16 protein-coding genes are annotated in these 18,146 nt (G+C 71.9%); 5 read left to right on the forward strand and 11 right to left on the reverse strand.

What is annotated here, in order from left to right:
• Positions 1–7: 7 nt before the first annotated feature.
• Together smc and QLQ12_RS03480 are read right to left on the reverse strand one after the other, a co-directional pair.
• The gene (smc, locus tag QLQ12_RS03475; RefSeq protein ID WP_282757056.1) at positions 8–3,637 is read right to left on the reverse strand and encodes a chromosome segregation protein SMC; all 3,630 of its coding nucleotides are present in this window, start codon (positions 3,635–3,637) and stop codon (positions 8–10) included.
• A gap of 208 nt (positions 3,638–3,845) precedes the next feature.
• Positions 3,846–4,040, reverse strand: a complete 195-nt coding sequence (locus QLQ12_RS03480; protein WP_282757057.1) for a hypothetical protein — start codon at positions 4,038–4,040, stop codon at positions 3,846–3,848.
• Positions 4,041–4,812: 772 nt separating this feature from the next.
• On the opposite strand from QLQ12_RS03480, the gene QLQ12_RS03485 reads away from it, so the two are divergent.
• From QLQ12_RS03485 to QLQ12_RS03495, 3 genes are read left to right on the forward strand one after another with little or no spacing between them, the layout of a single operon-like run.
• A complete protein-coding gene (locus QLQ12_RS03485; RefSeq protein WP_282757058.1) occupies positions 4,813–6,348 on the forward strand; it encodes a DUF3492 domain-containing protein in 1,536 nt (511 codons plus the stop codon).
• Positions 6,345–8,480, forward strand: a complete 2,136-nt coding sequence (locus tag QLQ12_RS03490) for a hypothetical protein (protein ID WP_282757059.1) — start codon at positions 6,345–6,347, stop codon at positions 8,478–8,480. Before QLQ12_RS03485 ends, QLQ12_RS03490 begins: the two co-directional genes overlap by 4 nt.
• Positions 8,477–9,028, forward strand: coding sequence for a spherulation-specific family 4 protein (locus QLQ12_RS03495; protein ID WP_282757060.1), 552 nt, complete (start codon positions 8,477–8,479; stop codon positions 9,026–9,028). The genes QLQ12_RS03490 and QLQ12_RS03495 overlap by 4 nt, the downstream gene beginning before the upstream one ends.
• A 167-nt stretch (positions 9,029–9,195) precedes the next feature.
• On the opposite strand, the gene mutM is transcribed toward QLQ12_RS03495, so the two are convergent.
• From mutM to rsmD, 9 genes are all read right to left on the reverse strand, one after another.
• Positions 9,196–10,047 carry a bifunctional DNA-formamidopyrimidine glycosylase/DNA-(apurinic or apyrimidinic site) lyase gene (gene mutM / locus QLQ12_RS03500; RefSeq protein ID WP_282757061.1) on the reverse strand — a complete coding sequence of 284 codons (852 nt, stop codon included), beginning with the start codon at positions 10,045–10,047 and terminating at the stop codon, positions 9,196–9,198.
• 11 nt (positions 10,048–10,058) lie between these two features.
• Positions 10,059–11,222: a mannosyltransferase family protein gene (locus QLQ12_RS03505; RefSeq protein WP_282757062.1), complete on the reverse strand. Its 1,164-nt coding sequence runs from the start codon at positions 11,220–11,222 to the stop codon at positions 10,059–10,061.
• On the reverse strand, positions 11,219–11,944 hold the full coding sequence (gene rnc, locus QLQ12_RS03510) for a ribonuclease III (RefSeq protein WP_282757063.1): 726 nt from the start codon (positions 11,942–11,944) through the stop codon (positions 11,219–11,221). The genes QLQ12_RS03505 and rnc overlap by 4 nt, the downstream gene beginning before the upstream one ends.
• Positions 11,941–12,903, reverse strand: a complete 963-nt coding sequence (locus QLQ12_RS03515; RefSeq protein WP_282757337.1) for a phosphate acyltransferase PlsX — start codon at positions 12,901–12,903, stop codon at positions 11,941–11,943. Before QLQ12_RS03515 ends, rnc begins: the two co-directional genes overlap by 4 nt.
• A gap of 36 nt (positions 12,904–12,939) precedes the next feature.
• Positions 12,940–13,113 (reverse strand): 50S ribosomal protein L32, encoded by a 174-nt coding sequence (gene rpmF / locus QLQ12_RS03520; RefSeq protein WP_282757064.1) that lies wholly within the window; start codon positions 13,111–13,113, stop codon positions 12,940–12,942.
• A gap of 77 nt (positions 13,114–13,190) precedes the next feature.
• On the reverse strand, positions 13,191–13,775 hold the full coding sequence (locus QLQ12_RS03525) for a YceD family protein (RefSeq protein ID WP_282757065.1): 585 nt from the start codon (positions 13,773–13,775) through the stop codon (positions 13,191–13,193).
• Positions 13,776–13,863: 88 nt separating this feature from the next.
• Positions 13,864–14,361: an ATP synthase subunit B family protein gene (locus QLQ12_RS03530; protein ID WP_282757066.1), complete on the reverse strand. Its 498-nt coding sequence runs from the start codon at positions 14,359–14,361 to the stop codon at positions 13,864–13,866.
• Between the two features lie 108 nt (positions 14,362–14,469).
• Positions 14,470–14,949: a pantetheine-phosphate adenylyltransferase gene (coaD, locus tag QLQ12_RS03535; RefSeq protein ID WP_282757067.1), complete on the reverse strand. Its 480-nt coding sequence runs from the start codon at positions 14,947–14,949 to the stop codon at positions 14,470–14,472.
• Positions 14,946–15,509, reverse strand: coding sequence for a 16S rRNA (guanine(966)-N(2))-methyltransferase RsmD (gene rsmD, locus QLQ12_RS03540; protein ID WP_282757068.1), 564 nt, complete (start codon positions 15,507–15,509; stop codon positions 14,946–14,948). The genes coaD and rsmD overlap by 4 nt, the downstream gene beginning before the upstream one ends.
• A gap of 320 nt (positions 15,510–15,829) precedes the next feature.
• On the opposite strand from rsmD, the gene QLQ12_RS03545 reads away from it, so the two are divergent.
• Together QLQ12_RS03545 and QLQ12_RS03550 are read left to right on the forward strand one after the other, a co-directional pair.
• Positions 15,830–16,747: an LPXTG cell wall anchor domain-containing protein gene (locus QLQ12_RS03545; RefSeq protein ID WP_282757069.1), complete on the forward strand. Its 918-nt coding sequence runs from the start codon at positions 15,830–15,832 to the stop codon at positions 16,745–16,747.
• A 95-nt stretch (positions 16,748–16,842) separates the two neighbouring features.
• Positions 16,843–18,144, forward strand: a complete 1,302-nt coding sequence (locus QLQ12_RS03550) for a hypothetical protein (RefSeq protein WP_282757070.1) — start codon at positions 16,843–16,845, stop codon at positions 18,142–18,144.
• Positions 18,145–18,146 lie beyond the last annotated feature (2 nt).

Below are 18,146 nucleotides of genomic sequence, written 5' to 3' on the forward strand. Positions count from 1 at the left end.
GACGTGTCTACTCCTCCGGGTAAGGGTCGCCTTCCGTCCGCTCGGGGGTGGTGGGCGGCGCGGCTGGGCTGGTGTTGAGACGCTGACTGATCACCTGGGTGACGCCGGCGCGCATCGTGACGCCGTACAGGGCGTCCGCGACCTCCATCGTGCGTTTCTGGTGCGTGATGATGAGCAACTGGCTCTTCTCACGGAGCTGCTGGAAGAGGGTAATCAACCGGCCCAGGTTGACGTCGTCGAGGGCCGCCTCCACCTCGTCCATGATGTAGAAGGGCGACGGCCGGGCCCGGAAGATGGCGCACAGCATGGCCACCGCGGTCAGGGAGCGCTCGCCACCGGAGAGCAACGACAGCCGCTTGATCTTCTTGCCCGGCGGGCGGGCCTCCACGTCGACGCCGGTGGTGAGCATGTCCTCCGGATCGGTGAGGATCAGCCGGCCCTCACCGCCGGGGAAGAGCACCTGGAAGACGGCCTGGAACTCGCGCGCGGTGTCCTCGAACGCCGACGTGAAGACCTCCAGGATCCGCTCGTCGACGTCCTTGACCACGGTGAGCAGGTCCTTGCGGGTGGCCTTCAGGTCCTCCAGCTGGTCGCTGAGGAACTTGTAACGTTCCTCCAGGGCGGCGAACTCCTCCAGCGCCAGCGGGTTGACCTTGCCGAGCAGGGTGAGGTCCCGTTCCGCCTTGTTGGCCCGCTTCTCCTGGGTGGGGCGGTGGAACGGCGCCGGCTCGGGGAGCGGTTTGCCGTCCTTCTCGGCCTGCAGCACGTCGGCCTGTGCGGGCGGGACGAGCTGCTCCGGGCCGTACTCGTTGATCAGGGTCTCGACGTCGAGCGAGAAGTCCTCGGCGGCCTTGGCCTCCAGCTGGTCGATGCGCATCCGCTGCTCGGCGCGGGCCATCTCGTCGCGGTGCACCTCGCTGGTGAGCCGCTCCAGCTCGGTGACGAGGCGCTTGGCCGTGGCCCGTACCTCCTGGAGCTCGGCCTCCCGGCTGGTGCGCGCGCTCGCGATCTGGTCGCGGTGGTCGGCCGCGGCCGCGAGGGAGACGGCGACGCGTCCCAGCGCGGCCGCCGCGCCGAGCGCGACCGCGCGGGCGATCTCGGCGCCGCGGGCACGTGCGGCCCGCCTCGCGGCGGCCCGTTCCCGGGCCTGCCGCTCCTGGTTGGCCTGGCGCAGCAGCGAGTCGGCACGGCCGGCGATGGAGGAGACCCGTTCCTCAGCGGTACGGACGGCGAGCCGCACCTCCATCTCGTTCTGCCGGGACTGCGGCACCAGAGCGGCGAGCCGGTCACGTTCCTCGGTGGAGGGCTCCTCGTCGAGCGGGGTGTCCTCGGCCAGCCGCAGCCGCTCCTCCAACTCGGCCACCCGCATCAGGTCGGCCTCGCGGGCGGCTTCGGCCTTCTGCCGGGAGGTGCCGAGCCGCTCGGTCTCCGCCTTGGCGGACCGGGCGGCGGCGCCCAGCTCGGCCAGTCGCCGGGCGGCCGCGTTGCGCTCGCCCTCGGCGGCCCGCTTGGCCTGCGCGGCCACGCCGACGGCCTGCTTGAGCTCGGCCACCTCGGCCCGGGCCGCGCCCAGCTGCTCCTTGACCTCGGCGATGGTCTGCTCGGCCGCCGCCCGCCTGGCCTTGGCCTCGTCGACCGCTGCCTGCACCTCGATGTAGCTGGTCGCCTTCGCCGAGCCGCCGGCCGCCGCGTAGGCGCCGAGCACGTCGCCTTCCGGCGTGACCGCGCGCAGCTCGGCGTTCGCGGCGATCAGTGCGGCGGCCGCGGCCAGGTCCGGAACCAGCACCACGTCCCGCAGCGCCCGGTTGAGCGCGGGCCGGACCTGCTCCGGGCAGTCGACCATCTCAGGAGCCCAGACAGCGCCCTCCGGCAGCTCCGGGCGGAGGCTCGCGAGCGAGCCCTGCATGCCCGGCCCGGCGGATCCGGCGACCACCAGGTCCGCGCGCCCGGCGTCAGCGATCTTGAGGGTACGCATCGCCTCGATCGCCTCGTCCACACCGGAGAGAGCGACCGAGTCGGCCAGCACGCCCAGGGCCGCGGCGAGCGCCACCTCGTGGCCGGGGCGGACGGTCAGCAGCGACGCGAGACTGCCCAGCAACCCGGGCACCTGACCGGACCGGGCGAGCAGCGCGCCCGCGCCGTCCTTGCGCTTCAGGCCGAGAGCGAGTGCCTCCTCGCGGGCCTTCCAGCTGGCGGCGTCCTTCTCGGCGGAGCGCTCGGTGTCGGACAACTCGCGGACCACGGCCGCGGCCCGGTCGTGCGCGGCCACCGCCTCGTCGTGCCGCGCGTCGAGGTCGGCGTTGTCCCGGTCGGCCTCGGTGGACTCGGCCGCGACCAGGTCGACCTCGGACTGCGCGGCCTCGGCCCGCATCATCGCGTCGTCGTGTGCCGCCGCCAGCCGCTCGATCTCCTCGGCCGCGCTGGTCGTCCGGGCGCGTGCCGCGTTCACGTTGCCGGTGAGCTTGGCCAGACCCTCGCGCCGGTCGGCGATCGCCTTGGCCGCCGCCCGCAGCTCGCCCTCGGCCGCGGCCAGCTGGCGCTCCAGGTCCTGCCGGTACTCCACCGCCTCGGCCAGCCGCATCTGGTCCTCGGTGAGCGCCTCGCGCAGCTCGTCCTCCTGCTCGCGGACGCTCTCGGCCTCGGCCTCGAGCATCTCCGGGTCGCGGCCGGGGCGCTCGTCGTCGGGGGTGGCGGCGAGGTGGCGCAGCCGCTCGGTGGCGAGCTGCTCGGTGGACCGGAACCGCTCCTGCAGGGTGGACAGCTTGTACCAGGCGTCCTGGGCGGCCGCCAGCAGCGGCGCGTCCTCGGCGTGCGCCAGCTCCAGGTCGGCGAGCATCCGCTGGATCTCGCGGTTCTCCTCCTCGACCTGGCCACGACGGTCCCGCATCGCCGACTCGTCGGCGATCTCCCGGTCCAGGGTGGTGCGCAGGGTGTGCAGGTCGTCGGCGAGCAGGCGCAGGCGGGCGTCGCGCAGGTCGGACTGGATGCCGGCGGCCCGGCGGGCGACCTCGGCCTGCCTGCCGAGCGGCTTGAGCTGCCGCCGCAACTCGGTCGTCAGGTCACCGAGGCGGTTGAGGTTGACCCCCATGGCGTCCAGCTTGCGGATCGCCTTCTCTTTGCGCTTGCGGTGCTTGAGCACACCGGCCGCCTCCTCGATGAACGAGCGGCGGTCCTCGGGCTTGGCGTGCAGCATGGCGTCGAGTCGGCCCTGCCCGACGATGATGTGCATCTCCCGGCCGATGCCGGAGTCGCTGAGCAGTTCCTGGATGTCGAGCAGCCGGCAGGTGTTGCCGTTGATCTCGTATTCGCTGGCACCGTCGCGGAACATCCGGCGCGTGATCGACACCTCGGTGTAGTCGATCGGCAGAGCGCCGTCGTTGTTGTCGATGGTCAGCGTCACCTCGGCCCGGCCCAGTGGGGCCCGACCCGCCGTCCCGGCGAAGATGACGTCCTCCATCTTGCCGCCCCGCAGCGCCTTCGCGCCCTGCTCGCCGAGAACCCAGGCGATGGCGTCGACGACGTTGGACTTGCCGGATCCGTTCGGCCCCACCACACAGGTGATGCCCGGCTCCAGCCGCAAGGTGGTGGCGGAGGCGAAGGACTTGAAGCCCTTGACCGTCAGGCTCTTGAGGTGCACGGATCTCCGAGGGTCGCCGGTACGTCTGCTGGGAGGCAGGCTACCCGGCCGTCGCTTTCCCGCAGCGGAATCACGTGGCTAAAAAGCTGCGCGCCGCCACGGTAGGTGGAGGCGCGCTTTTCTTCGGTGCGTCTTTACTTCTGTACTTCGAGGGGATGTGAACGCCGGGTGGTCACCCCGCAGCACCCTCCGGCATTCGGCGGGGGGCTCAGGTCAGGGCGGGCTCGGTCAGCCGCGCGAAGTCGTCTGCCTCCGCGGCCGCCGCCGCCAGACGATCGTTGTCCGCCTGCAGGCGGGTGACCTCGAACTCCAGGGCCTGGACCCGGGAACGCAGACGGGTGACCTCGTCGAGGAGGCGCCGGTCGGGCGCCGCACCTACGTGGCCAAAGAGGGCCTTCGCCATCGTGACTCCTTGTGACGCGTTGCGTCTCGGTTTGGGGTGGTCCGCTGTGTTGTTGCGCTGTGCTGTGCCGTTTGCGCTTTGCTGTTTGCGCTGCCTGTCCGCTGCCGGAAAAGCCGGCCAGCGTGGCGCCCTCAACTGACGCACCCAAAGGATCGGGGCGCAGTGTCAACTCAAGGCGAACCGACACACCACATGCTCACGGGCACGCGCGAGCGCAGAATCCCGCCAGTGAAACTGCGGGGCTCTTATGGTGCGGAAGCTCAGGCCGCGGGTGAACCGAGGCATGAGTGGGCGCGACTGGCGACAACTCCATAGTCCGCCGACATCCACTCTCCGTCAAGCCGAGGGCATGCCGGTTGCGCGCGCGAGTCAAGTGAATCACGCCACCAGGACCGCTCAGGGGTGCCCTACCAGGTCATACCCATCATTGGCGGGCGTGTCGATCTCGTCAAGAGCGGCCCGATTCGCGGGATTCGGCACACTCGGCGAGGCTTGCCCGCTTCCCATGGCGGCGGCTCACGTGGCGGCCGGCGACGGTGGCGACGCGGGCGCGGGCCGGCGGTCGCTCCGCTGCGTGGCCGCGAGGACACGGGCGGTCGGCACCGGACCGGGCCACCGGCGCCTCCGACAAGCACAGAAGCGGCCCGCACGTCGTGGCCTTTCGGGCAAAAACGGGCAAAGGCGGCTGACAAATAGGTGTAAAAAGTACGTAATTGTGTCGCCTAGCCGACATCGTCCCGCAACTTCGCCGGGTTGCGTCGTTGCCCCCAGCGTGAATCCGACCCCGTCGCGCGAGCGCATCTGTCTGCTCACCGGCGGCGGGTACCCGTACCGGCGGGACGCGCTCGGTGGTTGGTGCCGGACCCTCGTCGAGGGACTGCGCCGGTTCCGCTTCGAGTTGCTGACCGTCACGGACCGTGAGCTACCGTCCGCGCCCGCGTACCCGCTTCCGTTCAACGTCGGCTCCGCGCGTGCCATCGCGCTGGGCCGGGACCCGGCACGCGCCGAACGACGGCGCGGACCCGCCCCCGGTGGCGCCGCCGAAGCCGCCACCCTGCTCTGCAAAGGCCTTCTCGGTGACGAGACGCCGGTCACCGCCCAGTTCACCGACGGACTGCGGCGGATCGCCCGGCTCTGCCCGCCGTCGGCCGGCGACGACCACGCCGACCCGCTCGCCGCGCTCCCGCTCGCCGACGCGCTGCTGGAGGCATGGCGGCAGCGGCAGGCCGGCGCCGGCGGCGGCATCCCCCCGCTGCCCCGGCTCAGCGTGCGGGACGCCCGCACCGCGGCCACCCTGCTGCGCCATGCCATGCGGGCGCTCGCGGTGCCGCTGCCCGAGGTGGAACTCGTGCACTGCGTGGGGGGCACCACACCGCTGCTCACGGCGCTGGCCGGCCGCTGGCGCACCGGCACGCCACTGCTGCTCACCGAGGCGCGTGCCGCGGTGCCCCGGCAGCGGCCCGCCGAGGACCGGCTCTCCGTGGGCGTGCGCACGGTGCTGCGCCGGTTCCGCACCTCGGTCGCCCGCATCGGGTACGCCGAGGCGGAACTGATCGCCCCGCTGAGCACCTACCACCACGGCTGGGCGCTGGAACACGGCGCGCAGCCCACCCGGCTCGTCCAGGTGCCCGCCGGGGTCGACCCCCGCGAGTACCCGGGAGCCGCCGAACCCACCGAGTCTCCGACCGTGGTGTGGGCCGGCAGCGGCGGGCCGGACAGCGGGCTCGGCCTGGTGCTGGACGCGTTCACCGAGGTCGCCGCGGCCATCCCCGGCGTGGTCCTGCACCTGGTCGGAGTCACCGCCGCCCACGAGGAACACTGCGCCGAGCAGATCGAACGGACCGGGCTCGGCCGGGCGGTACGCCTGCACCCGCTGCCCGCCGACCCCCGCGACCGGTACACCGTCGGGCAGGTCGTGGCACACGTGCCGGGACCCGCCGACCCGCCGTACCGGCTGGTGGAGGCGATGATGTCGGGCCGCGCCGTGGTCGGCGTGGACGTCGGGCCGGCCGCCGAGACGATCGGCGACACCGGGGTGCTGGTGCCCACCGGGGACCCGTCCGAACTGGCCATCGCGATCGTCGGGCTGCTCCGCGCCCCCGGCCGGCGCCGGGCCCTCGGCGACGCCGCCCGCCAGCGCGCCCTCACCCACTTCACCGTCGACCGGGTGGTCCGGGTGTACGGCGCTCTCTACACCGACCTGGCCGCGCCACCCCCGGCGACGGCCTTCGAACTGGCGCTCACCGTCCCCGCGCCCCGGATCGCCACACCGGCGACCGTGCGATGGCTAACCCGGGAGACTTCATGACGATCACTCCCCCGCGTGGCGCGGGCGGCACCTCCACCCGCTCCGCCCGCGGCCGCAACCGGCGGCGGCAGAACTCCGCGGGCGAACCGCGGCACGCCGCCGTCAACCCGAACGAGCTGGCGCCCCCGCGCCGCCGCGGCGGTGGACGGCACGCCGCCGACGAACCCGTGCCGGCTCCGGGAGCCGTGGCCGATCTCGCGGAAGTCGAGTTCCCGGCGCCGTCCCCGGGCCCGTGGCCGGCACACGCCGGGCAGGCGCTGCCGGCCGCGAGCATCACCGACCCGCTGGAGGCGTCGGGGGTGGTCGACGGACGGGCCTTCTGGGCCGGACCGGACGGCTGGGCCGGAACGGACGGCTGGGCCGGAACGGACGGCTGGGCCGGAACGGGAGACGGGACGGCGGTCAGCGGCTGGGCCGGGACGGCCGTGGACGGCTGGACCGGGCCCTCGGTCACGGACACCGCGCTCGGAACCGCCTGGACGGACACCGCGGAAGCAGGTGCCACGGGCGCGACAGGCTGGACCGACGCCCACGGAGCCGGGTGGGATGACGCCGCCCAGAGGGCCGGGTGGGACGCCGCCTACGGGACCGGGTGGGACGACGTCAACGGTGTGGACGCCGGGGATGGCGTTCACGGCTTGGACGTCCGCCAGGGGCAGAGCGGCCTGGACGTCCGCCGGGCGGAGAGCTTGGCGGACATGACCGGGACGGACCGGGCGGGCGGGCCGGGGGCAGCGGTCCTCGTGGCGCCGGCGCCGGCCGGTGCGGGATCGTCCGTCACGGGACTCGCCGGAGGGCGGGACGTGTCGGAGGGTGAGCCGTCACCAGGGCCGGCCGGCGCCGAGCCGGTGGGGCGCGATGCCTCTCGCGACGACGGCGGGGCGCGTGGGGCGTACCGGATAGGAAATCGGATCGCACCTCGGCGGCGCGGAGGCCGCCGCGCGCATGCCCGGCGCCCGCGGAGCGCCTATCTGATCGCCGCGCTGGTGCGCTGCGGGCTCTACCTGGGGCCGCTCAGCGTCGCCGTCGCCGCCGCCGAGGTGCTGGGGCGGGTGGCCTGGCCGGTACCCGCCATGATCCTGCTGCTCGGATGGACCGCGGCGCAGGGGCTGACCGGGGTGGGGGTGACCGTCGCTCACCGGGGTGGGCCGGCCGCCGCGGCCCGGACGGTCGGTGCCGGGTTCGCCGGAGTGATCGGGCTCTGGTGCGCGCTGGTGTGGATCGCGCCGGACGCGTTGCTCGGGCCGGACCGGCTGCTCGCCGCGACCGTCGGCATCGGCGGGCTGATCACGCTGGGCAGCGTCACCGCCGCGCTGGTCACCCGCGCCGAGAGCACGGTCGCCGGATGGTACGTGCCGTGCTGGCTGCTCGCCGCCACGGTGATGGCCGACGCCGGCGGCGTCGCCGAGGCCGCCCTGGTGCCGGTGGAGACGCTGCTCCCGGCGGCGATCGTGGCGGTCGCGGTCCGCGCGTTCCGGCCGGCTCTGCTGCCCGCGGTGCTCTCCGCGCCGATCGGCCGCACCCCGCGCCTCACCTCCGCCGACCGCCGGCGCGCCCTCGCCTACCTGGTGATCGGCGCCGCGCAGGCGATCTCCGTGATCCTGCTCTGGCGGGGTGGGCCGGCGGTCATGCCGCTGCCCGCCACCCTGCCGCTGCTGCTCGCCGTGCCGCTGCTGGAAGGTCTGATCGGCTGGCACACCGACCGGCTCGATGCCGGACTCGACTCCGCCGAGACACCTGAGGAGTTCGACCGGCACGTCCGCAACGTCACCGCGATCACCCTGGCCGGCCTGGTGCCGCCGCTCGCCGCGGGCTGCGGGCTGCTGGTGGCCGCGTACCGGCTGCCGTACGGGTTCTCCGCTGTTCCCGGCGCCCGGGACGCGGTGCTCGCGCTGGCCGCCGGGACGCTGCTGGGCGGCGTGTTCGCGGTCACCTTCCTGCTCGCGGCCCGGTCCCGGCACGGGATCGCCGCCACACTCGCCGCGATCCCGCCGCTCGCCGCGGCCGTGCTCGCCCTGTTCGCCCCGCCGGCCGGGCTGCTGCCCGCCGCCGTCGCCGTGCTCGCCGCCACGCACCTCGCCGGCCTGCTCATCGTCGCATCGACCGCCGCCGATCTCCGGAGGACGCCGTGAAAACCCTGTTCCCCCCGTACGCCCACCCGTCGCCTGAACTGGAACTGGACGCCGAGACCTGGGTGGTCCGCGAACAACCCGGCGACCGCCGCACCCTGCACCAGTCCCTCGGCCGCATCGACCTGGACTGGGGCAGCCGGTCCCTCGCCGACGTGCTCGCCGATGTCGACGCCTGGCGGGCCGACGGTGTGGAGGGGCTGTTCCTCGACCGCGCCCCGGCCGGGTCGGGCGGGGTCGGCCCGGTCGCGCTGACCGTCCGGCTGGCCGCCCGGCGCGGGCTGCATCGGGTGGTCCTGAACCCGGGGGTGCCGACGCATCCGCTCTACCGGGACCTGGGCGTGCGGATCTGCACGTTCGAGGGCCCGTGGTCGGCCTACCAGAGCTGGGACGGTGACGGGGTGCGGCCCGGGGACGGGCACATCGTGTACGGGGTGCCCGCGCCCCTGCTGACCGCCGCCCGCCGGCTGATGGGACGACGCGGAGCCGGCTTCGGCCTCGCCACCGACGCCGGCCCCCGAATCCCCGCCACCGCCCCCGCCGCCGCCTAGCATCGCGATCTTGGTGCGGTGACCACCGGGAACGGTGGGTGGCGCATCAAGATGGCGACGGGGAAACGCCGTGCGCGAGAGTCGCGGGGCGGCATGGAGTGGGGGCGGCGTCGCGGGGAGCCACGGGACGCCCGTGGTGCGGTGGGGGGCGGGGTGGCCGTACGAGATCAGAGGCTCTTGCGGGGTCGGGGTTGGCAGCGGGGGCAGCTGAACGATGAGCGGTTCATGAACTGCTCGCGCCGGATGATCGCGCCGCAGCGGTGGCAGGGCTCGTTCTCGCGGCCGTAGGCGTTGAGCGAGCGGTCGAAGTAGCCGCTCTCGCCGTTCACGTTGACATAGAGCTCGTCGAAGCTGGTGCCACCGGCCACGATGGCCTCGCCGAGGACGTCGCGGACGTGGCCGAGCAGGCGCTCGACGGCCGGGCGGCTCAACAGGTCGGTGGGGCGGGCGCCGTGCAGTCTCGCCCGCCACAGGGCCTCGTCGGCGTAGATGTTGCCGACGCCGGAGATCAGCGTCTGGTCGAGCAGGGCGCGTTTGACCTCGGTGTGCCGGCCCCGGATGCGCGCGGTGAACGCGTGATCGTCGAAGAGCGGGTCCATCGGGTCCCGGGCGATGTGGGAGATCTCGTCGGGCAGTTCGGCGCCGCCCTCGGAGACCGACAGGCCGCCGAACGTGCGCTGGTCGACGAAGCGCAGCTGCGGCCCGCCGTCGGTGAAGGTGAACCGGACCCGCAGGTGCTTCTCGTCGGCGGCCTCGGCGGGCTGCATCAGCAGCTGGCCGCTCATGCCCAGGTGGCCGATGATCGCGTCGCCGGAGTCGAGGGGCAGCCACAGGTATTTGCCGCGGCGGGAGATGTCGAGGACGGTGCGGCCGGCCAGGATCGCCGCGAAGTGCGCGTCGCCGGGGAGGTGGCGGCGGATCGCGCGCGGGTGCAGCACCTCGGCGGTGGCGATGGTGCGGCCGGTCACCCACTTGGCCAGGCCCTGACGGACGGTCTCGACCTCGGGAAGCTCGGGCACGGGGGGATCCTTTACAGCGTGAACGGCCAGACGGTTACCAGGTAGGCGCCGTACCAGAGGCCGAACAGCGCCCAGGCGGCGATGGACAGGATCGCGACCCGGGGGCGGGCGCGAGCGGCCGCCGCGACGGCGGGCAGCAGCGTCAACAGTACGGGCAGCAGCAGCCGCGGCTTGGAGTGGTAGAAGCCGGCCTGCCCATAGACGAGGACCATCGCGACCACGCCGTAGACGGCCAGCGGCAGCCACGGTTTCTGGGCCAGCGCCACCCCGGCCGCGGCCAGCGCCACCAGCAGGATGAGCGCGACACTGACCGGGATCCAGCCGTCGCCGCCGCGCAGGGTGGTCCAGAGGAACTTGCCGGTGCTGCTGCCGTAGTCGAACGACGTGCCCCAGCCCGCGGTCTGAATCTTGAACCAGGCGCTGAGGTCACCCACCCGATAGGCGACCCAGCCCAGGTAGAGCGGCACCCCGGCGAGTGCGGCGGCGGCCGCGGCGAGGGGCTTCCACCGTTGTTCGCGGCTGTCCCGCATCGCCAGGGCGGCCGCCACCGCCAGGCCGAGCGCGGCGGCGGCGCCGGTCGGGCGGGTCAGCGCGGCGGCCAGGCCGAGCAGGCCGGCGGCCCACCACACCCGCTGATGGGCGGCCACGAACATGCCGGCGACCAGGGCGATGAAGAGGCTTTCCGAGTACGCCATGGAGAGCACCACGGAAGCGGGGGCGGAGCAGCAGACGGCGACCAGCGCCCAGCCGGCCCGCCGGTCGTAGAGGGCGGTGCCGAGCAGGTGCAGTGCCACCGCGGCGGCGATCGAGGCGGTCCACGCCACGCCGACGGCGGCCACGCTCGGGTCCATGCCGATCGCGGCGCCGGCCCGGATCAGCATCGGATAGACCGGGAAGAAGGCCAGCTCGTTGCCTTCGAGCTTGCCCTGACCGTCATAGGTGTACCCGTCGGGGTAGCCGTCCATGGCGACCCGCAGGAACCAGCCCGCGTCCCAGATCAGAAGCCGTTCCCAGACCGATCGTGGCGCAGTGGTGGCCCCGCCCAGCCAGGAGATCATCATCAGCTGACCGATCCGGGTCAGCGCGAGAACGCCGACGGCGGTGAGCAGACCGTTCCAGGCGCCCGATCTGGCCCAGAGGTCCGCCTTCATCGTCTTCTCGGACGTGATCGTCATGGCTCCGTCTTCTCGGCCTGCTCCGTCAAGGTTCGCCACGCGGCCGCGGCCGCCCGCTGCTCGGCCTGCTTCTTGCTGCGCCCCTCGGAGCCGCCGTACCGCTCACCGGCGACGACCACCCAGGCGGTGAACGTCTTGGCGTGATCCGGCCCGGAGTCCTCGATCAGGTAGTCCGGCACACCCAGGCCCAGTGCGGCCGTCAGCTCCTGAAGGCTGGTCTTCCAGTCCAGGGCGGCGCCCCGGCCCGCCGACTCGGCCATCAGCGGGTCGAACAGGCGGTGGATCACCTCGCCGGCGATCTCCAGCCCGTGCTCCAGATAGATCGCGCCGAGCAGGGCTTCCAGGGTGTCGGCGAGGATGCTGGCCTTGTCCCGGCCGCCGGTGGTCTCCTCGCCCTTGCCGAGCAGCAGGTGCGGGCCGAGCCCGCCCGGTCCCAGAGCGCGCGCCACGTCGGCCAGCGCGTGCATGTTCACCACGCTGGCCCGCAGCTTCGCGAGCTGGCCCTCGGGCAGGTCCGGGTGGTTGTGGAAGAGCGCCGACGTGATCACCACGCCGAGGACCGAGTCGCCCAGGAACTCCAGGCGCTCGTTGGTCGGGAGGCCACCGTTCTCGTACGCGTACGAGCGGTGGGTCAGGGCACGTTCCAGCAGCTCCGGCTTGAACGGCACACCGAACGCCTCCTCGAGGGGTTCGGTGGACGGACGGCGACGCTTGTCAATCATGCGATACCTCGCTGAACTCTGAGCAGGTCGGCGATCGCCGCGACCGAGCCGCGACGGTACAGGTCCGCCGCGAGCGCGATGCCCGCGGCGATATCAGGGCCGGCGGCGGCGCCGTGGCAGACGACGACCGTGCCGGAGACCCCGAGCAGCAACGCTGCGCGGGCTGGCGGATCGGTGTTCCGGGAGGGTGGGCCGGTCAGCGCGTACGCCGTTTCCAAGCCCTTGAGCAGGACGTTTCCGGTGAAGCCGTCGGTCACGACGACGTCGGCGGCGCGGCCCAGCACCACGTCACCGCCCTCGACCAGACCGGCGTAGCGGGCGCCGGCCGGCAGCGGCAGGCTGACGAGCTGGGCGGGCAGGGCGCGGCGCAGGCGATCGCCCTTGCCGGGTTCGGTGCCGATGGTGAGCAGGCCGACGCGCGGCGCGGAGATGCGGTGGACGACCGAGGCGTACGCCGCTCCGAGGCGGGCGTGCCAGGCCAGGGTCTCCTCGTCGGGGTCGACGGTGGAACCCACGTCGAGCAGGACGAGACGGCCGGCGGCGGTCGGCACGACGGCGGCCAGGGCGGGACGGCGGAGGCCCGGCCAGCGGCCGAGCTCGCGGGCCGCGGAGAGAACCGTGGCCCGGGTGTCGCCGGCGGAGACCAGCGCGTCGGCGCGGCCCTCGGCGACGGCGAGCACCGCACCGCCGATGGTGTCGGCGGGAGTGATCGCGGTGGTGATCCGGCGGCGATCGGCCGGTTTCAGGGCGGCCAGAACCGCGTCGGCAGCCTCGGCCGGGCCGACGAGAGTCAGGTGCAGGGACGGGTCTGCCTTGCAAGCACGCAGAGCGCCGTCAACCACGACGGCGGGAGCTTGGTCCCCGCCGAGGAGGTCGACGGCGATCCGCGCGGTGCCCGGCTCCCCGACAGAACGCTGTCCGGGAGCCGCGGCACCGGTGGTTCGCCACCGCTCCGGCACGACCCGCCCGATGATCGGGCGTGTCACGCGGAGTCGTCAGACCTCGATGACCTGACGGCCGTTGTAGGTACCGCAGACACCACAGGCGGCGTGCGGCAGCTTCGGCGACTTGCACTGGGAGCAGGCCGCGGTAACCACCGCGGTCGCCTTCCAGTTCGCCCGGCGCGAGCGGGTGTTGCTGCGCGACATCTTGCGCTTCGGGACGGCCACGGTTCCTACTCCTTGATGATGTTCTGCGGTTGTTGCGGCGGAGCCGCACCAGGCTTACTCAGGGCGACCAGGCTTACTCAGGGCGGCGGCGCCCCATCGGACTGCTCAGTATTCGTCAGGTTGCGCAAAGCGGCCCAGCGGGCATCGATCTCCTCGTGGCTGTGATCAGCCGGAAGGTCGTCGAAGTGCACCCCGCAGTCGGGGCACAACCCTGGGCAGTCCGCGCGGCAGAGCGGGGTGACCGGCAGTTTCAGCACGATCGCGTCCCGAACCGCCAACTCCAGGTCTAGCAGGTCGCCCTGCATCCGCCCCACCTCGTCGTCCTCGGTGGTCTCCTCGGTGGTGCTGTCCGGATAGGCGAACAGCTCCGCGATCCGCACCGCGAACGACTTGTCGATCTCGTTGAGGCACCGCCCGCACTCGCCGGTGAGCGAGCCGCTGACGATGCCGTCGATGTAGACCCCCTCGGACACCGACGTCATGCTCAGATCGAGCGTGAGGTCGGAACCCTCGGGGACCGAGATCATTTCCAGACCGAGGTCTGCCGGGGCCGGCACCACCCGTTTCAGGGCACGCGTCGCACCAGGCTGCCGTGGGAGCTTCGTCGTGTCGACGACCAGCGGCTTCCTGGGGTCTAGGTGGCTCTGCGGTGACTTGGGCATCGTGATTCCTCAGCCATGGGTAGGCCGACCGAAAACATTACCTGAGCTTGTCGGACGTCGTCGAATCGGGCTGGTGGGAGTGCTCAGCTTAGAAAGGTAGCGGCCGCTCGGCGTCTTCCCCCTGGAAGGTGCCGATCTCGCGCAAGGCGTGCATCTTGTCACGGCCCCGCTCGATCGACGCCAGCGCCCGGGTCAGGAACTGCTCGAAGTTGGCCAGGGCGGTGTCGACGTAGTCGTCGACCTCCTCACGGAGGCGCTGCGCCTCGGTGCGAGCCTCGGAGATGATCCGGGCGCCCTCGTGCTCGGCGGAGACGGTGATCTCGTTCACCGAGACCAGGCGGGAGTGTTCACTCTCACCCTCACTGATGATGCGGTCGGCCTCACGGCGGCCGGCGTCGACGATCCGGTCCCGCTCCTCCAGGACCGCGGCCGCCCGGCGCAGGGCCTCGGGCAGCTCGGAGCGGAGGATCTCCAGGCGATCGATCATCTCGGCGCGCTCGAACATGAAATTCGTTCGCGACATGGGTACGGCGCGCGCGTCCTGCACAAGGTCGATGATCTCGTCGATGCGGTCGAGCGGATCCACCGGTGCCTCACTCCTGTCGTCTCGCGCCACTCCGGTTCGCGCCACTCAAGGTGGTGCGATCACGTTACTTCTTCACCGCCCGGGGAGTTCCCGGCGCGCCGAGGGCGCCTAGTTCTGCTTGAGCCGGCTGATCAGCCGCGCCAGCACCGGGTCGGGGAGGTACGGCGAGGCGTCACCGCCCCACTTGACCACGTCTTTCACCAGGCTCGACGAGAGGAAGGAGTAGAGCGGGTTGGTGGGCATGAACAGGGTCTCCACACCGGAGAGCCCGATGTTCATCTGCGCCATCTGCAACTCGTAGTCGAAGTCGCTGACCGCGCGGAGGCCCTTCACGACGACCGCGGCGCCCTGGGTGCGGCAGAAGTCGACCAGCAGGCCGTGGAAGGCCGCGACCCGTACGTTGCCGTACTCCGCCGTCGCCTCCCCGAGCATCTCCAGACGCTCCTCGATGGTGAACAGCCCGGTCTTCGACTGGTTGATGAGGACTCCGATGATGACCTCGTCGAAGAGCCGGCTGGCCCGTCCGATGATGTCGAGATGCCCGTTGGTGACCGGGTCGAAGGAGCCAGGACACACCGCTCGTCTCATGATCGGCGACCGTACCAAAGCGTGGTCTCGCCATAACGCCGGGTGCGGTCCCCGGCCAGACCGTCCACCCAGCTCAGCGGCTCTCCGCGGGTGGAACGCTCGAAAATCACCACGGCGTCCGGCGCCAGCCAGCCGTTGGCCACCAGTTCCTCCTGCACGGTCGTGATCTCGTCGTCACCGAGCGCATAGGGCGGATCGGCGAACACCACGTCGTACGGACCCCCGGAGGGCGGGCTGCCGAGAGCCTGGACGACCTTGCCGGTGACCAGCCTCGCGGCCTCACCCACCTTCAGCGCGACGATGTTGTCCCGGATGACGCGCGCCGCCTTGGCGTCCGCCTCGACCAGCAACGCGTGCGCGGCGCCCCGGGACAGAGCCTCCAGGCCCACGGCTCCGGATCCGGCATAGAGGTCGGCGACCCGCGCGCCGGACAAGTCGGTCATCGTCTCGAGTGCACTGAAGAACGCCTCCCGCACCCGGTCCGAAGTGGGCCTCGTCTGCGCGCCGGGAGGAGCCGACAGCCGACGGCCGCCGTGCGCACCCGCGATAATCCTGGTCATCACAGGCGACGCTACTTCACCACCAGCGGGAGACCACCGCGGCGTGAATATTTCCGTCGCCATAGGCACGGCGGGCGACCACCCGATGCCGTTCGGTGTAGCGAAGATCTCAGATTGACAACAAGAGCATTAGCTGCGGCTGAGACGTTTCTTTGATCTCCGGAAGTGGCTAGGGTCGGGCGACGTTGCGGGGGCGTTCTATCCTCCCGCACCGAATGACGCGGGGAGGCGTCAAGCGCAGGCCTCGTGCCGTCCACCGGCGATCCTCTGCGAACTCCTCGCGCGCACCCTTCCTGACCCCCGTTACACCAGGAGATGGCGTGAACGTGTCCAAGTCCCCGCTCCGCAGAGCGACAGTCCTCGTCGCCGGTTCGCTGATCGGCATCGCCGGCACCGTGGCCTTCGCCTCCCCGGCGCTGGCCCACCACAACGAGGTTTCCGGCAAGTCCACCTGCGTCGCCGGCGAGTGGGTCGTGGACTGGACCGTCAAGGCCGTCGGCGACGGGTCGCCCAACCAGAAGGTCAAGTGGACCGCGGTCACGCTGTCGCCGACCGGCAAGATCGACGGGCCGAAGTTCGCGATCAACGAGTGGATGGCCAGCGGCGAGACCGTCGTCGGCAAGCAGCGGGTGGCCGCCACCGAGAAGAGCGCCACGCTCACGATCTCGGCCGAGTGGGACAACGGGAAGACGGCCACCAAGGGCGACACCGTCCCGCTCGTGGGTGAGTGCAAGAAGCCCGAGGACAAGCCCAGCACCTCGTCCTCGCCGTCCGCCCCGGCCTCGCCGTCGGCGAGCGCCAGCACCCCGGTTCCTCCGGTGACCATCCCCGAAGAGGTTCCGGCTGAGCCGATCTTCGAGCTCACCTGCGACACCATCACGATCGGTGTCGACAACACCAAGAACGACAGCAAGTTCACCCTCGACTTCAAGACCAGCAAGGGTGAGGTGCGCCAGCTCGTCATCGAGCCGGGCAAGAAGGACGCCGCGACCTTCAGCGCCACCGAGGGCTTCTCCGTCGACGTGACCTTCACCGTCGTCTACAAGGGCAAGACCTACACCGAGTCCGCCAAGGTTCCGTTCGAGCAGCCCGACAACTGCGACAACGGCGAGGGTGGCGGCCTGCCCGTCACCGGCGCCGCCGCCGGTGGTGTCGCCGCCGGCGCCGCCGGCCTGCTCGCCGTGGGTGGCGCGCTGTTCTTCCTGGCTCGCCGCCGCAAGGTGAAGTTCACCGCCTGACAAGGGCTTCAGCACCACTGAAAACAGCAACAACCGGGGGCGCGCCGATCTCGAGTCGGCGTGCCCCCGCCCATTCCCCTCATGTTGGAGCACGAATGAAGATGTTCCCCCGCGCTGCGGCCGTGGTGGCCGCCGCGCTGGTCGGCCTGACCGGCCTCGTCGGGTTCTCCTCCCCGGCGAGCGCCACCGGTGAAGCCTGCACCACCCTTGAGAACGCCAGGTACGAGCACACCTTCAACGGCCCGGCCGGCACCGCCGGCATCACGTTGACCAACGGCCCGCTCTGCGCCGGCCTGGAGCAGTCGTTCGCTCTGGTCTCCTACACCGCGCCGTCGGCGAAGTTCGCCCTCCCGCAGTACGTGCTGGACACCTCGGTGAAGAAGTTCACCGCGCCGACCGGATCGCAGAAGCTCACCGAGAGCAAGCTGGACTTCAAGGTCGAGGTTCCGCAGTGCTTCACCCAGGTCGACTTCGTCTTCGGCGACAAGATCCTCAACCCGCTGACCGAGGGCGGCGAGTTCTACAACGACCGCAAGGTCGGCAGCGACAAGAACGAGGGCTCTCGTTCCACCCCGGCCAAGGACAACCCGAAGTACGCCTGGTACAACGGCGGCCAGGGCACCTGCGTGTCGAAGCCGGCCGCCGTGGCGCTGCCCGACTGTGACGGCAACGTGCAGCTGACGCTGACCAACCGCAGCAGCCACAGCGAGAAGTTCCTCATCACCGCCGACGGCGGGTTCTCCAAGACCGAGGAGCTGAAGGCCAGCGCGACCCCCGTCACGGTCACCGTGCCGAAGGCCAACGCCAAGAACATCGTGGTCAAGTCCGGCTCGACCGTGCTGTGGAGCGGCGACTGGACCAAGCCCGCGGACTGCCAGGTTCCCGAGGTCGGCAAGCCCACCGGCACGGTGACCAGCAACTGTGACGGCCTCACCTTCACGGTGAAGAACCCGCAGAACGGCGCGGTCGTGACCGCCACCTTCACCCCGAACAAGGGTGCGGCGCAGACGATCACCGCCCAGCCGGGCGAGACCAAGACCGTCACCTTCGCGGCCGCCGAGAACCTCAAGGTCGCCGTCTCCGGTGGCCTCGACGTGCTGAACGGCGCGGTCACCTGGACCAAGCCGGCGAACTGCTCCACCCCGGCCACCACCAAGCCGACCACCTCGCCGAGCGCCGACAAGCCGTCGGCCACCCCGTCCGGGACGGTGTCGACCAGCACCAGCCCGGTCGCGACCACCCCGGTCGCCGGTGACGGTGGCGGCGACGGCGACGGCGAGCTGCCGCTGACCGGCTCGGCCGCCGCCGGTGTCGCCGGTGGCGCGTTCCTGCTGCTCGTCGCGGGCGCCGTGCTCTACATCCTGGCGCGTCGCCGTAAGGTGAACTTCACCGCCTGATG

It is taken from the genome of Actinoplanes sandaracinus, from assembly GCF_030009775.1.
Lineage (GTDB): Bacteria > Actinomycetota > Actinomycetes > Mycobacteriales > Micromonosporaceae > Actinoplanes > Actinoplanes sandaracinus.

What these genes read in the sequence shown, in the direction of transcription:
- QLQ12_RS03480 (WP_282757057.1), bottom strand. Translation starts at nt 4,040, where the DNA reads ATGGCGAAGGCCCTCTTTGGCCACGTAGGTGCGGCGCCCGACCGGCGC.
- QLQ12_RS03490 (WP_282757059.1), top strand. Translation starts at nt 6,345, where the DNA reads ATGACGATCACTCCCCCGCGTGGCGCGGGCGGCACCTCCACCCGCTCC.
- QLQ12_RS03505 (WP_282757062.1), bottom strand. Translation starts at nt 11,222, where the DNA reads ATGACGATCACGTCCGAGAAGACGATGAAGGCGGACCTCTGGGCCAGA.
- rnc (WP_282757063.1), bottom strand. Translation starts at nt 11,944, where the DNA reads ATGATTGACAAGCGTCGCCGTCCGTCCACCGAACCCCTCGAGGAGGCG.
- QLQ12_RS03525 (WP_282757065.1), bottom strand. Translation starts at nt 13,775, where the DNA reads ATGCCCAAGTCACCGCAGAGCCACCTAGACCCCAGGAAGCCGCTGGTC.
- coaD (WP_282757067.1), bottom strand. Translation starts at nt 14,949, where the DNA reads ATGAGACGAGCGGTGTGTCCTGGCTCCTTCGACCCGGTCACCAACGGG.
- rsmD (WP_282757068.1), bottom strand. Translation starts at nt 15,509, where the DNA reads ATGACCAGGATTATCGCGGGTGCGCACGGCGGCCGTCGGCTGTCGGCT.
- QLQ12_RS03550 (WP_282757070.1), top strand. Translation starts at nt 16,843, where the DNA reads ATGAAGATGTTCCCCCGCGCTGCGGCCGTGGTGGCCGCCGCGCTGGTC.